General features: G+C 60.8%; 10 protein-coding genes. 6 read left to right on the top strand and 4 right to left on the bottom strand.

Annotation, left to right across the window (positions count from 1 at the left end; genetic code table 11):
- Window positions 1-32 precede the first annotated feature (32 nt).
- The 6 genes from HB777_22105 (at window position 33) to HB777_22080 (ending at window position 7,989) form a co-directional block, all read left to right on the top strand.
- Window positions 33-1,904, top strand: coding sequence for an HlyD family efflux transporter periplasmic adaptor subunit (locus tag HB777_22105; protein ID QND66343.1), 1,872 nt, complete (start codon window positions 33-35; stop codon window positions 1,902-1,904).
- 2 nt (window positions 1,905-1,906) lie between these two features.
- Window positions 1,907-3,220, top strand: a complete 1,314-nt coding sequence (locus HB777_22100; GenBank protein QND66342.1) for a hypothetical protein — start codon at window positions 1,907-1,909, stop codon at window positions 3,218-3,220.
- 2 nt (window positions 3,221-3,222) lie between these two features.
- Window positions 3,223-4,053, top strand: coding sequence for a hypothetical protein (locus HB777_22095; GenBank protein QND66341.1), 831 nt, complete (start codon window positions 3,223-3,225; stop codon window positions 4,051-4,053).
- A 179-nt stretch (window positions 4,054-4,232) separates the two neighbouring features.
- Window positions 4,233-5,102: a SapC family protein gene (locus tag HB777_22090; GenBank protein QND66340.1), complete on the top strand. Its 870-nt coding sequence runs from the start codon at window positions 4,233-4,235 to the stop codon at window positions 5,100-5,102.
- Window positions 5,103-5,147: 45 nt separating this feature from the next.
- A complete protein-coding gene (locus tag HB777_22085; protein ID QND66339.1) occupies window positions 5,148-7,136 on the top strand; it encodes a prepilin peptidase in 1,989 nt (662 codons plus the stop codon).
- A gap of 49 nt (window positions 7,137-7,185) precedes the next feature.
- Window positions 7,186-7,989, top strand: a complete 804-nt coding sequence (locus HB777_22080) for an efflux RND transporter periplasmic adaptor subunit (protein QND66338.1) — start codon at window positions 7,186-7,188, stop codon at window positions 7,987-7,989.
- Between the two features lie 409 nt (window positions 7,990-8,398).
- Here the strand turns inward: HB777_22080 and HB777_22075 are convergent, their stop codons facing one another.
- From HB777_22075 to HB777_22060, 4 genes are all read right to left on the bottom strand, one after another.
- A complete protein-coding gene (locus HB777_22075) occupies window positions 8,399-10,030 on the bottom strand; it encodes a transposase (protein ID QND66337.1) in 1,632 nt (543 codons plus the stop codon).
- A 268-nt stretch (window positions 10,031-10,298) separates the two neighbouring features.
- A complete protein-coding gene (locus HB777_22070; GenBank protein ID QND66336.1) occupies window positions 10,299-12,518 on the bottom strand; it encodes a mechanosensitive ion channel family protein in 2,220 nt (739 codons plus the stop codon).
- A gap of 474 nt (window positions 12,519-12,992) precedes the next feature.
- Window positions 12,993-14,063, bottom strand: coding sequence for an adenylate/guanylate cyclase domain-containing protein (locus HB777_22065; GenBank protein QND66335.1), 1,071 nt, complete (start codon window positions 14,061-14,063; stop codon window positions 12,993-12,995).
- Between the two features lie 3 nt (window positions 14,064-14,066).
- Window positions 14,067-14,540 (bottom strand): GTP-binding protein, encoded by a 474-nt coding sequence (locus HB777_22060; GenBank protein ID QND66334.1) that lies wholly within the window; start codon window positions 14,538-14,540, stop codon window positions 14,067-14,069.
- Window positions 14,541-14,561 lie beyond the last annotated feature (21 nt).

Genomic DNA, 14,561 nt, shown 5'->3' with positions numbered 1-14,561 from the left:
GAACTGCGCGCGCCGCTTCGAAACGGGTGTCCATGGCTGATAGCATCCTTGAAGGTGATACCCACAGGATGCTGGATGATGCCGGCATCGTCAGCTACAGCGTTCTTGACCAGGCGCTGTGGACACGCTTCCGCACTGCCGCAACATCAGATGAGTTCATCGGTGCATGGCTGGGCCTTCTGTGCCGCCAGATTGCCGATGCCTCGGCAGCAGCCCTGGTGCTCGGGGAAGCCGATACCGGGCCTTATGTGCTGGCCGCCGCATGGCCGAACTCACAGTCGCCGGTCAGTGGACTTCTCGCCGCCGCCGAGATGGCCACGGGAAAGCGTCAGGGCGTCAGTGTATCGGGTCCGGCGGACAACACACAGATCATCGCGTCACCCATCCTCATCGACGGGCATCTGTTCGGAGCCTGTGCCGTTGCCGTGAAGCGAAACGACGCTGCCTTCACCGACATCATGCGCAAGATCCAGTGGGCTTGCGGCTGGGTGGAGGTGCATCTGCGCCGTGGCATGAGCGACCAGAGCGAACAGGCCGCGCAGCGCAGCCGCTTTGCGTTCGATATGTTGGCGGCGGTGATCGAGAAGAAGCGGTACAAGGGCGCTTGCACCGCCCTCGTCACCGAACTCGCCATGCGGCTGAACTGCGACCCGGTCGCCGTCGGCGTGATGCGCCGGCGCTGGACGCGCGTTGCGGCGGTGTCGCATTCGGCGGCATTCGACGGCAAGGTCAGCTTCATGCGCGACATCGCGGCGGCGATGGACGAGGCAATCGACCAGCGCGCCGTGGTCGTCGCGCCACCGCGCCAGGGTCAGGAATATCGGGTCAGCATCGCGCACGAAGCCTTGACACGCCAGTACAAGAACGGCGCTGCCCTGACCGTGCCGCTGCAGAGCAACGGCACGATGACGGGCGCGCTCACCTTCCTGCGGCCCGCCGACGCGAGCTTTGACCAGGAGACGATCTATCTTTGCGATGCAGTCGCGGCCGTGGTCGGACCGGTGCTCGAGGAAAAACGCCGTAACGACCGGACGATCTTCACCAAGGCGATCGAAGCGGGCTGGATCCAGATCAAGAGGCTGCTTGGCCCGCGCTTCATCGGGCGCAAGATTGCGACGCTGGCCGCGGTGGCGATAGCGGCCTATCTGAGCGTCGCCACCTCACCCTATGCGGTAACGGCGCCCGCGGTCATTCGCGGTTCGGTGCAGCGAACCATCGTTGCCCCATTCAGCGGCTATGTTCTGGCTGAATTCGCCAAGGCAGGCGAAACGGTGCGCAAGGATCAGGTGCTGGCGCAGCTCGATGATCAGGATCTGAATTTCGAACGGCTGCGGCTGGTTACCACCAAGGCTCAGAAGGAGACGGAATTCGACCGCGCTCTGGCGCGTGGCGAGCGTGCCGAAAGCCAGATCATCGAGGCCCAGATCAAGCAGGCGGACGCGCAGCTGTCGCTGATCGACGAACAGCTGCGGCGCACCCGGCTGGTGGCGCCGTTTGACGGATTTATAGTCTCCGGCGATCTGTCGCAATCGGTCGGCGCGGCGGTCGAGCGCGGCCAGGAATTGTTTCACATCGCGCCACTCGATTCTTACCGCGTTGTCCTGGAAGTCGACGAAAGCGACATCGATGACATCAAGATCGGCCAGACCGGCCAGTTGCGGGTCAGCGCGTTGCCGAGGGAGCCGCTGCCCTACAAGATCGAACAGATCACCTCTGTCTCGCGACAGGGCAACGGCCGCAACTCGTTCAGGGTCGAGGCCTCGCTCGCCGGGTCTCTCGAGCGGCTGCGTCCTGGCATGGAGGGCGTCAGCAAGACCCATGTGGATGAACGGCTGCTGTTCTTCGTCTACACCCAGAAGATGATCGACTGGCTGCGCCTGACCCTCTGGCGCTGGGCGGGCTGACCATGGACGGGAGCTATTTCAGTTCGTCCTGGTATCGCGTTGCGCAATTGAAGCCGCGGCTGCGAAGCCAGGTGAGCATCCACCGCACGATCTTTCGCAACCAGGTCTGGTATGTGATGCAGGATCGGACCTCTGGCCGCTTCCATCGCTTCACGCCGGAGGCCTATTTCATCATCAGCCTGATGACGGGCCGACGTACCATGCAAGACGTGTGGGACAACGCCTGCGAACACCTCGACGAAAAGGTCATTACGCAAGACGCGGTGATCCGTCTTTTGGGGCAGCTTCACGCGGCGGATGTGCTGTTCGGCGACATTCCACCCGACATCGAGGAAATCGCAGACCGCGCCAGCAAGCAGCACAACCGTAAGCTCCTCTCGAAATTCGCCAATCCGCTGGCTATCCGCGTCGGGCTGTTCGATCCGGACGAGTTCCTGAACGCGACCTATCCGCTGGTGCGGCCGTTCCTGTCCTGGTTCGGCGGCGTCGCCTTCCTCGCGCTGGTTGCCTATTCGATTTTCCTTGCCGCGATGAACTGGCAGGCGCTGACTGGCGACGTAACGGACCGGGTTCTGTCGGCCGAGAATATCGTGCTGATCCTGATCGCCTATCCCTTCATCAAGGCTTTGCATGAGCTGGGGCATGCCTTCGCCGTCAAACGTTGGGGCGGCGAGGTGCACGAGATCGGCGTGATGCTGCTCGTGTTCATGCCGGTGCCCTATGTCGACGCGTCGGAGAGCCTGGCATTCCGGGACAAATGGCAGCGCGCCCTGGTGGGTGCGGCAGGCATTATCGTCGAGGGGCTGTTGGCCTGTCTGGCGCTGATCGTCTGGCTGAACGCCGAGGCCGGACTGGTGCGCGCCTTCGCATTCAACGTGATGCTCATCGGCGGCGTCTCGACCTTGCTGTTCAACGGCAATCCACTGCTGCGCTTCGACGGCTACTACGTTCTGAGCGATATTCTCGAGATACCGAACCTTGGTCAGCGGGCGACCAAATATCTCGGCTATCTGGTGCAGCATTATCTGTTCGGCATCGAAAGCGCCGAAACGCCGGCGACCGCGCAGGGCGAAGAGTTCTGGCTGTTCAGCTACGGCGTCACGTCATTCTTCTACCGGATCGGCGTCATGGTGGCGATCGTCACATTGGTCAGCCAGCGTTACTTTGTCGTCGGCATGATGATGGCTGGGTGGGCGCTGGTGCTGATGGTTGGCGTGCCGCTGGCGCGCCAATTGTGGTTCCTGTTCACGAGCCCGTCCCTGAGAAAAACGAGGGGAGGGCCTTCGCCGTCGTTGCAGCCAGCCTCGCACTGGTAGCCTTGCCGTTCTTTGTCATCCCGCTGCCTTACGCGACCGCCGCGCAGGGCGTCGTATGGCTGCCGGGCGACGGAGTCGTCAATGCCGGTGTCGATGGCGTGGTGGCGGAAATTGTCGCGACTCCCGGCGCCAGGATCGAGCGAGGCGACCCGATCCTGCGGCTGGAAGACCCCTTGCTGGAGGCGCGGACCGTCCTCTTGGATTTGCGGGTTGGGGAGCTTGAGCGCCGCCTCGAAAAACTCGATGTCTCGGACAAGGTCAACGCCAAAGTGGTGGCCGAAGAACTCAGGCTGGCACGCGCCGACCTTGTCATCGCACGCGACCGTGCCGAAGCGCTGACGGTACGGGCGCAGGCAAGCGGAACTCTGATCGTTCCTTCGGCAAATGATCTCGAAGGCAAGTTCGTGCGCCGTGGCGAGACGCTGGCCTATGTGACGCGGTTCGACCAGCCGACATTGCGCGCCGTGATCCCGGAGGGCGACGCCGACCTGGTTCGCAACCATACGGAGTTCGTCGACGTGCGCTTCGTCGAAGACCCGTCGGTTTCGCATTCCGCCAAGATCATACGCGAAGTGCCGTCGCTGACCGCGACTTTGCCGAACGCCGCATTGAGCACGGTGGGCGGTGGCCAGTTCTCACTCGACCCGACCGATCATGCGCAGAAGCGGGTGCTTGCCAATTTGATGCATCTGGAACTGGCGCTGGCCAATCCAAGCAAGATCGACCGCATCGGCGGGCGAATCTACGTCCGCTTTTTTCACGGCAATGTCCCGCTTTACGAACGGACCTATCGCTGGATCAGACAGGTTTTCCTGCGGGTCTACAAGGTATGATCTGCGCTACCGGAGGAGTTAATATTTGGATTGAGTTAACTAGATCGCCTGATGAGTGCGCGAAAATTCAATAAATTGTTTACTTATACAAATAAATGAGAGACAATACTTTAGATTAGGTGTCGATGTAGACTGTAGAAACGACGACTTGGCCGTTTTTCACCTCGAGGAGAGTTCTCATGACTGTTCAGCTTCTTTTCTACCAAGACGCAAAGCCGGTGACCTCAGACCGTCACAGAGATGTTTCGATCAAAGCGGGTCACTCCTACAGCTTCGCCCGAAACGTGAATTCGGTACCGGTGACGGCTGTCGAATTCGCGCAGGCAGCGGCGGAGTACCCGATCGTTTTCGCGGGCACCGAACACTCGATCATGCCGGCGGTCATTCTCGGCGTGAAGCAGACCGAAAACCTTTATGTCGACGATGCCGGCAACTGGAGCGGCAAGTATGTTCCGGCGTTCGTTCGGCGCTATCCGTTTGTTTTCTCTTCCGATGCCGGCGGCCGAACGTTCATCCTCAACATCGACGAGAGCTTTGAAGGCATCAACCGGGAGGGCCGCGGCGAGCGCCTGTTCGACAGCGACGGACAGCAGACGCGCTACCTGAAAGAGGTGCTCGGCTTCCTTCAGGATTATCAATCGCGCTTTCAGCGCACCAAGCAATATTGCGATCGTCTGAAGTCGCTCGGGTTGCTGCAGCCGATGCAGGCGCAGTTCAATTTGAACAGCGGCGAGCGCCATTCTCTGGCCGGCTTCATGACCGTCGACCGGGAGAAGCTGAAGGCGATCGATGTCGCCGACCTGCAAGCCTTGTTCGGAAATGACGAATTGGAGTGCACCTATCTTCACCTCCACTCCTTGCGGCACTTCGCCAACATGCTGGAGCGGATGCCTGCCCCGGCCCTGGATGTCGAGGACAAACCGGAACCGGCACCAGAGGCCGCCAAAGCGAAACGGGAAAACGGCAAATCGCCGGCGCACAAAGGCGGTGGACGAAGCGCGGATGCCGGGCTGCAGGCCGAGGCCGAGGATAGTGGGCAGCAGGCTTGACCAGGTGACGACCGGGATATCACTCGAGCGTAGTGGAGTAGGAGCTTGACTGCGGCCGGGCAACCGGCCGGCGTCTTGCTTCCGGCCCTCGATCTCGGCGCCGAGCGGGAAGACCCGGCGCCGAAATTCCTCGACTGGCTGGATCAGTGGCTGGTCGGCGTGACCTCGCCGCTGCGAGAGCGAGCGAGGCTCAGGCGGATGTATCGCGCACTGCCTCGCATCGAGGTCCTGGGGCGTGACTATGCGGCCATAACCGAAGTTGAGCTTGTCGAGCGGGTCGCGGCGTTCCGCGGGGTGATGCGTCGCGGCGGCCTGACCCAGGCGAACATCGAACGATGCTTCGCGATCGTGCGCGAAATATCGTGGCGTAAGCTCGGGCTACGACACCACAACGTTCAAATTCTGGGCGGCCTCGCAATGCTTGACGGGCGGGTGGCGGAAATGGCGACCGGCGAAGGAAAGACGATCACCGCCGGTCTCGCCGCATCGGCAGCGGCGCTGGCTGGCACGCCGGTTCACGTCATAACCGTGAACGACTATCTGGCGGAACGCGACCTTGCGACGCTCAAGCCCGTCTATGACTTTCTCGGCCTGACCACGGGCCTGATCCAGAGCGGCGACAGGGCAGGGCGGCCGCAAGTCTATGCGTCGGACATTGTCTATGCGAGCAACAAAGAGGTTACGTTCGACTACCTGCGCGATCGCATGGCTCTTGGCCAAAGGACCGGGCTGCTGCACCGCAAGCTCAGCGGCTTCGGCCAGGTCGGCAATGAGAATTCGCAAACGGTCATGCGCGGTCTGCACCTGGCGATCGTCGACGAGGCCGACAGCGCGCTGGTCGATGAGGCGCGTACGCCACTGATCATCTCCCAGGAAAGCAACTCCGTCGACGAACGCGACTGGGCGGAAAAGACGTTTCGTCTGGTCGAGGACCTGCAGCAGGATGTCGACTATTTGCTGTTGCCGGACCGGCGCCGTATCGAATTGACGGAAGCAGGCAAGGACAGGCTCTGGACGCGCGCTGAGGCGGCCGACGGATTCTGGCGCAACCGCATCCGACGCGAGGAATCGGCCAGGCAGGCACTCTCCGCCTTGCTGCTTTTTCGGCGCGGCGAACACTATCTGGTCGCCGACGAGACAGTCCAGATCGTCGACGAATTCACCGGACGCATCATGGCCGACCGCACCTGGAGCGATGGCCTTCATCAGTTGATCGAATTCAAGGAGGGCTGCAAGGTGACGCCGCGCAAACGCACCGCCGCGCGGATCACCTATCAGCGCTTCTTTCGTCGCTATCTGCGCCTCGCCGGCATGTCCGGCACAGCCTACGAGGTCAAAGGCGAACTGGGCGCGGTGTACGGGCTGTCGGTTCTCGCCGTGCCGACCCATGTGTCGCCCCGGCGCGCGAAGCTCGCGCCAATCGTGTGCGCGACGCGCGAGGAGAAATGGAACCGCATCGTGCAGGAGGTCGAGACGATGCGGACCCTCGGACGGCCGGTACTGATCGGCACGCGTTCGGTCTCGGCGTCGCAGGAACTCAGCGCGTGTCTCGACCGCGCCCGCATCGAGCATGCCGTGCTGAATGCCGAACAGAGCGCGGACGAGGCGAATGTCATTGCGGGCGCGGGTCGTGTCGGAACGGTGACGGTCGCGACCAACATGGCCGGGCGCGGCGTGGACATCAAGGTCGATCCGGAGGCGCTGGCAATGGGCGGGCTTCATGTGGTGCTGAGCGAGCGCCACGATGCCCGTCGGATCGACAGGCAGATGGAGGGGCGGACGGCGCGCAAAGGGGATCGGGGGTCAACGCGCGATATTCTTTCGCTGGAAGATTCGATCCTCGATCTCGCGCCGCAACGCCTCGTCGAGTGGGCAAGCCGACGTCAAAGCTGGTTCAGGCGTCGCGCCGCGCTCGTGCTGTTTCGGGTGGCGCAGATGCGCGCCGAACGCGCGCATGCATCGGAGCGCAAGGACTTGCTCGACCAGGACCGGAGGCTGGGTGTGCTGCTCGCCTTCTCCGGCAAATCCGAATAGCTTAGGCCGGCGGCTGGACAGGCCGCGGCGGGCAGGGGAGCCACGTCAAATGCTGCGAGCCATCTTATCCATCGCCGCTCTGTTTCTGGGCCACGCAGTTCATGCGGCGTCGTTCGATTGCGTCGTCAACCCTTCGATCGTGGTGGGTGTCGGCGGCACAGTGCCTGGCCTTCTGGAGGAAGTGCTGATCGATCGTGGCGACATCGTCAAAAAAGGTCAAATCCTGGCCCGACTGAACGCGAACACCGAGCTGTCAACCGTCGACTTGATGTCCGAACAGGCGGCCAACACGTCGGAAATCGAGGCCCAGCAGACACGACACCAACTGGCCTTGAACCGCATGGAGCGCTCCCAGCGGTTGGCCAGCCTGAACGTCACCTCCAAGGATGCCGTGGAGGAAGCGATCGCGCAAATGGAGGTCTCCAAGCGCGAACTGGCGCTCGCCCAATCGCGCAAGCGCATTCTCGAACTTGAACTCGCCCGGGCAAGAACGGTGCTGGGCCAGAAAATTATTGTCAGTCCGATCGACGGCATTGTCATGGAGCGCAAGCTCTATGCCGGCGAGTATCTCGATCAGGACGGGAAACTGGCCACCATCGCACAGCTCGACCCGTTGAGCGTGGAAGCCTTCGTCGCCGACAGCGAATACAGCAAGTTCAGCGTCGGCCTTGCCGTCAAGGTGACCGTCAGCGAGCCGCGCGATGAAGTCCATGTCGGCACGGTTCAGGTGATCGACCGGGTGCTGGACGCGGCCAGCAGGACGTTCGGCGTGCGCATCATGCTGCCCAATGCCGGCAACCGCTTGCCCGCCGGCCAGCGATGCAAGGTCGAATTCGACACCAAGTCGAACTGAAGCGCTCCGACCGCAGCCAAAGCCGGCCACTGTCACGCGCATCCGGCCAGCGGGAAAGTTTCCGATTATTGTCCATAAAAGATAATAAAATCAATAGAATAGACGCGCCTACAAGCCTGCCCGTGATCATTGATTTTCAACGAAAATACCTTTGTTGGAGTGGTGACGGTACTTTTCGAAACTCTGTGGGGTCGCCGTCGGACTCCGCCAGGAGCAAAAAAATCGCCCGATTGGTCCCGATAGTTGGTGAAACCTCAAAATATTTTTTGCGGCGATTTTCGCTTTAAAATCAAAAGCGTAACTTTTTGGCGGCCTATCGGTCGGCGTTGTGCGTCACCAATAGGAAAAAACCGAGATAGATCAATGACCTACCTGGGTTAGAAAGTAACCGGGGCAGATTACCGGGCAGTCAGGCTTGAGCGGCTTGCCTAACGAGATCCGGGAGCGGCGGAATCGACTCTTGTGTTGGTATGGCGAGGCGGTCGCCGAGATAGCGGAAGAATGAGACGTCGAGCTTGATGCAGGTCTTCATCAGGCCGAGCAGGACGTCGCGGGCGTTCTTGCCTGCCTCGCTGACGGTTCCGCCGGAGATCTTGCGCTTGGTGACGAAGGTGCGGATGTCGTTTTCCGAACCATTGGTGTGGAGTGGGATCTCGGGACGATCGAGAACTCGCAGGAGTTCATGCTTGCGGCGATGCAGCCTGGCAAGAAGCCGGTCGAGCATGACGTAGCCGGTTCGTCGTTTGAACAGGCGCTCGAAGCGGGCGCGCAGGGCCGCCGCGTGGCGCGGACAAGGAGCACGCTGGTAGCTCTTGAGGTCGCGATAGAACCACCAGATCAACTGGCGCATGATGTCGACGGCCTGACGTTGATCCGGGGTCACGGGTATCAATTTGTGGACGAGCCGCTCGGCGTGGACCCAGCACAGAGCATGGTCGCCGATGCGGAACTGGCCGGCATCATCGGACACGACCACGGTATCGCCAAGAAAGCCGTGGTGGCGGATCGCTCCCCACATCGCCCCTTCGGTGGCGATCCTGACTGGGTTGGGCTCAACCGCGAGCTGGTCGAGGCCGAGTGCGGCCAGATGCGCCTGCCATGCGGCGCTGTCGGCAAATGCCTTGTGCGGCGCAGCCGCCAGCCGCGCGATCACCGGACCGGCGAGGTTGCGGCCGCGCATATAGGCCAGGGCCTCTTCATTGATGAAGTAATCGCTGTGCCCGGCACGCAGCGTCGCCAGGAACGCCTCCCGTGACTTCGATCGCCCGGTGCGGAACGCGGTGAAGCGGCGATCGCCGATCTGGGTGGTGTAGCCGTCCTGGTGGGCGTGGCGCGCCGACGTATCATCGACGGTGATCCAGGGCGCCGTAGCCAGCCCGGCGCGCAGCACGTCACGGTCCTCCGCCGCGAAGGCCTCCAGGCCCTCCGAAATCAGCCGCACCACCTGGCGCTTCGAAATGTCGACCCCGATCCCGGTCAACAACGCCGTCAACCGCTCCGTCGTCACCTGGCCTTGAATGTGACAGGCCAGAATGAAGCGGCGCAGGTTCGCGCCCCAGCCGCCGATGATCCCCGCCGGCAAGGGCGCCACCATCGTTTCGCCGGTCGGTGTCACCCAGCGCTCGCGGCGATAGCGCACCACCTCGGCCGACAACGCCAGATCGCGCACCAGGATCGTCTCATACCCCTTGAAGCGAGAGCCCGCAGGAGCGCTCACCGCAACCGTCACCTCGCGGCTCACGCGACCGCCGTCGCGCTTGGCGCCGCGCCGGCGGCGCTTGCCCTTGCCAGATGTCGGCTGCGTCGCCTTCTCCATGCCCGATGGCTTGGTCGGCTTGACCGGGGGACGCGGCGGCAGGTCCTTCAGCCGGGCGATCTCATCCTTCAGGGTCTGGTTCTCGGCGCGTAGCGCCTGGTTCTCGATCTCAAGGCTCTCGACCCGGCTTTGAAGACCGCGCACTTCGCCGATCAGCGCAGAAACCAGCCCGCGGAGTTCCGCGAGCGACAGGCCTTCAAGCGAATCAGTCGGTGGTAGCGTCACGCAAAGGGTGAATCACGAAAGCACGCGCCTGCAAACCCCCACCGCCCGGTAATCTGCCCCGGTTACGGTTAGAAACAATCGAGTGGGAATAGGGAAAACCTGGCTGCGACTGCAGAGATTCGGCCGCCCTCATCTTTCAAGTACCGTCGGGGTCGGTGAGGCTCGCGACGGTGCTTTTTCGCCTTAACCGGTTGAAGATAAAAGAGTATCCCTGCCACGAGCCGATGCGCGGAAAGTCGCGCTGTGACCGGCGGGTGTCACCGCTTTCCTACTCCGTTGTACTCGCCTTTTTTCTGCGCCGATTGGTGTGCGACTGCGCGACGGCCATTTGCAACTCGGGTGTGATCTCCAACGGCGCATTCTCTGCCCAATGTGGATTCTGCAGCCCCTGGACATGGACGGTCGGAAATGGGAGTTCGATGCCCTGCTCCTTGAAGACTTGGCGCAGCCGCACATAGAATTTGCGTTTCATACCGAAGGCGCCTCCGGGTCTGGTCATGGCCTTGACCCTCAGTACGATGCCGTACTCACCGAATTCCTGTACGCCCTGCATCTTGATCGGGTCGAGCACCCAGTTTTTGAATTCGGGATCTTCCGCCAGTTCGAGGCCGATCCGCTTGATCAGCTTGCGAGCGAAGTCGATATCGGTGTCATAGCCAACAGTAATGTTGAATTTGTCGACAACCCAGTCACGGCTCTGGTTCTGGACTGCCCCGAGTTCACCGAACGGTATCGTGAACAGCGGACCACGATGGTGGCGCAGCTTCACCGAGCGCAGCGAAAAGCTTTCCACGGTACCCTTGTAATTGCCCGAGGAAATATATTCGCCGACACGAAACGCATCATCGAGCAGAAAAAACACGCCTGAGATCACGTCCTTGACGACGGTTTGTGCACCAAAACCCACGGCGACACCGACGACGCCGGCGCCGGCGATCAGTGGGCCGATCTGGATACCCATTGAGGCGAGCATCATCAGCACCGCCATCACGATGATCAATGCGAGCAGCATGTTCTGGAGGATCGGCAAGAGCGTGCGCAGCCGCGCCTGCTGCGGATCGAGGACCGGGACGTCCTCGTCGCTGATCACCGCGTGTGGTGTTTCGATGCCCAGCTTTCGTTCGATCAACGCCTTGATGATCGACCAGCCGAAATCGGCTGCGAGGGCAATGACCATGACATTGATCAAGCCGCGCAATATGAACGTCGCGGTCGCATTGCCCTCCTGCATTGACTGCATGTTCAGGCCCCAGACACGCGCGAGAAAGTAAGCCGCCGCCAGGATCAAAACCATCCGGATTCCGCGATCGATGACAGCGATCATCACCGCCGGGATCGTAGGCCGGCCAACTTCTTCTGTACCCGGCCGCAGGACGAAATTAACCCCGCGCTGCGTCAGCACGATTGCCAAAGGCAGGAAGAATGCGGCGAAGGTAAACCAGAAGAATGTATAAAGGCCAGCGTTGCGCTGCAGGAACAGAACGACGAAATAAGCAGTCAACAACCATGTCGCTCCCGTGTGACCGCTTTGGTGCGCACTGTCTCGCTGCGTTCTTGGCCGACGCCAGATGGCAAGCAGCAAGAGCACCAGCAGTACGATATCGGCGCCCAATGCCAGGACCATCATTCCGTCATGATCGATGCCGAGACCCGGCAACAGGATGAACGCGGCGCCGAAGAAGGCGAAGACGCCGACGATCCGGGGTAGCCAATAGGACCAATGGTCAGCCGTGTCGTTGGTGATCGGCAAAGCACGAACCTCGACGGCGTTCTCGACGTTCATGAAGGAAGGGACGAGCGTGGCCATGACGTATAGGCGCACACCCCATGTAACGACCGCCGCCATCAGAAATGTCAGCACAATCTCGCGGATAAGCATTGGCCAGTCGAACAACATGAACGCGCCGGCGCTGCCCAGTGCGAACGAGACGATCAGCATGCTGGAATAAAGCGCGCGACCACCAATCTTCTTGGCTCGCCCGATGGGCGTATCCTTCGGTTGCGCGATAACCCAAAGACGAAATGGACGAGTGACTTTGTAAGTCGCCCAAGTGAGCGCCAGGCCGGCAGCGATGAACATCGCAATCAGAATAAGTACGCTGACAGGCCCTTTGCTGGACATATCCTGCATGGTCTCTGCGCGAACGCGGGCGAACTGGCCTGGCAGCAGGGGCAAAGTCCGCACGATTCTCTCGATATGGTGTCTGATCCGATCGAGCGTCGAGGAGGCCATCGTATTCATCTGGCCTGGTGCGGCCGCGGCGCCGGACGATGCGTCGGTCGGCGGAGCTGCTGCCTCGGCAGGCGTTGATCCGGCGTCCTGATTTCGTTGTTCGGCCACCCAGGCCTTCACCGACGGATCGTCGAGAAGCTCGAACAGCTGTTTGACCTTTTCAGGTGGGACGGTCGCCGACGCCTGCGCCTGCGCCGGACCAGCCAACAGGAGGGCGATACCAAAGACGAGCGGTCCGGCAATCAGGACAAACATCGCAGTCAGATATCCGAGACGTCGTGCCGGGCGCGCCGGAGTCCTGGCTCCCAATCGTCGAATCATGCGTGGCATCGTGCTGTAACCTTCCGGTTAAATCGGCAAGCAACGACTTCTATGTCCGTCGTTGCCCTACCTTGAAGAAACCGATGTTGTGGTGCAAGGCGTCATCATTGCGAGCCAGACCGTTGCGCCGGGTACTTGGCGTTGGCGGTGTTTATTTAGCCGCCGGGGGCAGGGCATTCCGACCTTGGCCTAGGCTTCCAGCCGTTCTATGAAGTGGGCATCCGTGATGCAGAACGCCTGGCACCAGATCCCAGGCCACCGACCGGTCCAGCCTGGACGCCCAGCCCTATGCAAATGCGGCGAGATGGCGGCCAGGCCGCGACTGCTAAGCGAAATTCCAGCGCTAGTCGATATGGCCGACCCTATGCCGACATTCCGAGCGTCTGCACCAGGTGCTGGGCTCACCCATCAGGCCGGGAGCCGCCACATTCGCACACGACCTGCCCCACGCAGTTCCGTTTCCTCGAGCGGGTCGCAAGCAAATTTTGGTCCGAGCAGTTGGCGAGTTGCATCGGAAATACGGATTTCATCGGGCTCCGCGGACGTTTGAATACGTGAGGCGAGATTAACCGTCTCGCCCCACAGGTCATAGGCGAACCTCCTTTTGCCTATGACGCCAGCGACGATCGGTCCCGAGTGAATTCCAATTCTCAGCCTTATCGGTTCTCCCGCGAAGCGTTCGCGCTTGACCGCCTTGCGCAGTTCAACTGCATAGTGCGTGAGGGCTCGTGCATGATCGGATCGCGCGATGGGCAGGCCAGCGACCACCATGACACAATCGCCGATTGTCTTGATCTTTTCGCAGCCGTGTCGTTCCGAGAGCCGATCCGCCGCCTTGAAGAAGTAATTCAAGATAGCGAGCGTCGTCACCGCTCCAACACTGCGCGCTCTTTCCGTAAAACCGACGATGTCCGCAAAAAGCACACTCACCTCCGCGTGGCTGTCGGCAATTTTCTTTTGCGCTTTCAACCGCTCCGCGATCGACGCCGGAAGAATGTTGAGGAGCAGGGTTTCGGCGCGCTGATATTCACGCGCCAATCCCTCCTGGCTCTTCCTCAACGCCTCGTTCGTCGATTGTAATTTCTCGTTGAGTTGACGCTCCCTCTCTTGCAGGAGCGTCATTTCGTAAGCCTTCTGCTGAAGCCGCTGCTTGTTGTCGCGTTCGGCAGTGGCGTCAAGAAAGAGCAGCCACACGCAGTCGTCGTCAGCAAAAAGATGAAGGTCCGCGACGCGCCCGCTGGGCAGTTCGACCATGGCCATATGATATGGAAGCTCCGGGCAAGGCAGCAAACCTTCCATGAATTCAAGCTGATCGGTAACGGGCTTACCGATACCAAGGGACGAGAGCCCGTAATGTTCAACGTTACCGCCCTTCGCAGCTATACATAGCTGGGCGTCAATTTTCACGTATGCGATAGAGTGCTCGTTGTAGAAGAAGTTGTAAATCCAGTTTCCGACTTCTCTTGGCAATCTAGACATGGTCTATTTGGTGACCATCGAAGCAAGTTGAAGAAACGCATCATCGACATGCTCACCGGTAAGCGCGCTTGTCAGATAGATTTGCCATCCTCGTTGCCTCAGCCCGTCGATCTCACTATCCGGTATGACCCACCGATCGGCCAGATCGGATTTGTTGAAGAGCAATACAAACGGCATAGCGCCGAATTCGGCCTCGACCCGCTCGCGCAGCGTGAGCGCGGCGGCAAGAGTAGCGGCGCGGGTTCCATCGACGACAAGCACCAGCCCGGTCGCACCTCGCACATGGCTGACGCGGAATGAGCCGATATCGTCTTCGCCAGCCAAATCCCACAAAATCAGATCCACTGTTTTGTCCGGGAGTGCGACACTCTTCTTGTCGATTTTCACTCCCACCGTGGTCAAGTAGGTTTCTGAAAAGATGCTTTTCACAAACCTGCGGACCAGGCTCGTCTTTCCGACAGAGAACCCGCCCAACATACAGATCTTTTTTGCAACATC

This window comes from Mesorhizobium loti, assembly GCA_014189435.1.
Lineage (GTDB): Bacteria > Pseudomonadota > Alphaproteobacteria > Rhizobiales > Rhizobiaceae > Mesorhizobium > Mesorhizobium loti_G.
The sequence above is the reverse complement of the archived record's forward strand: the minus strand, read 5'-3'. Positions and strand labels throughout refer to the sequence as shown.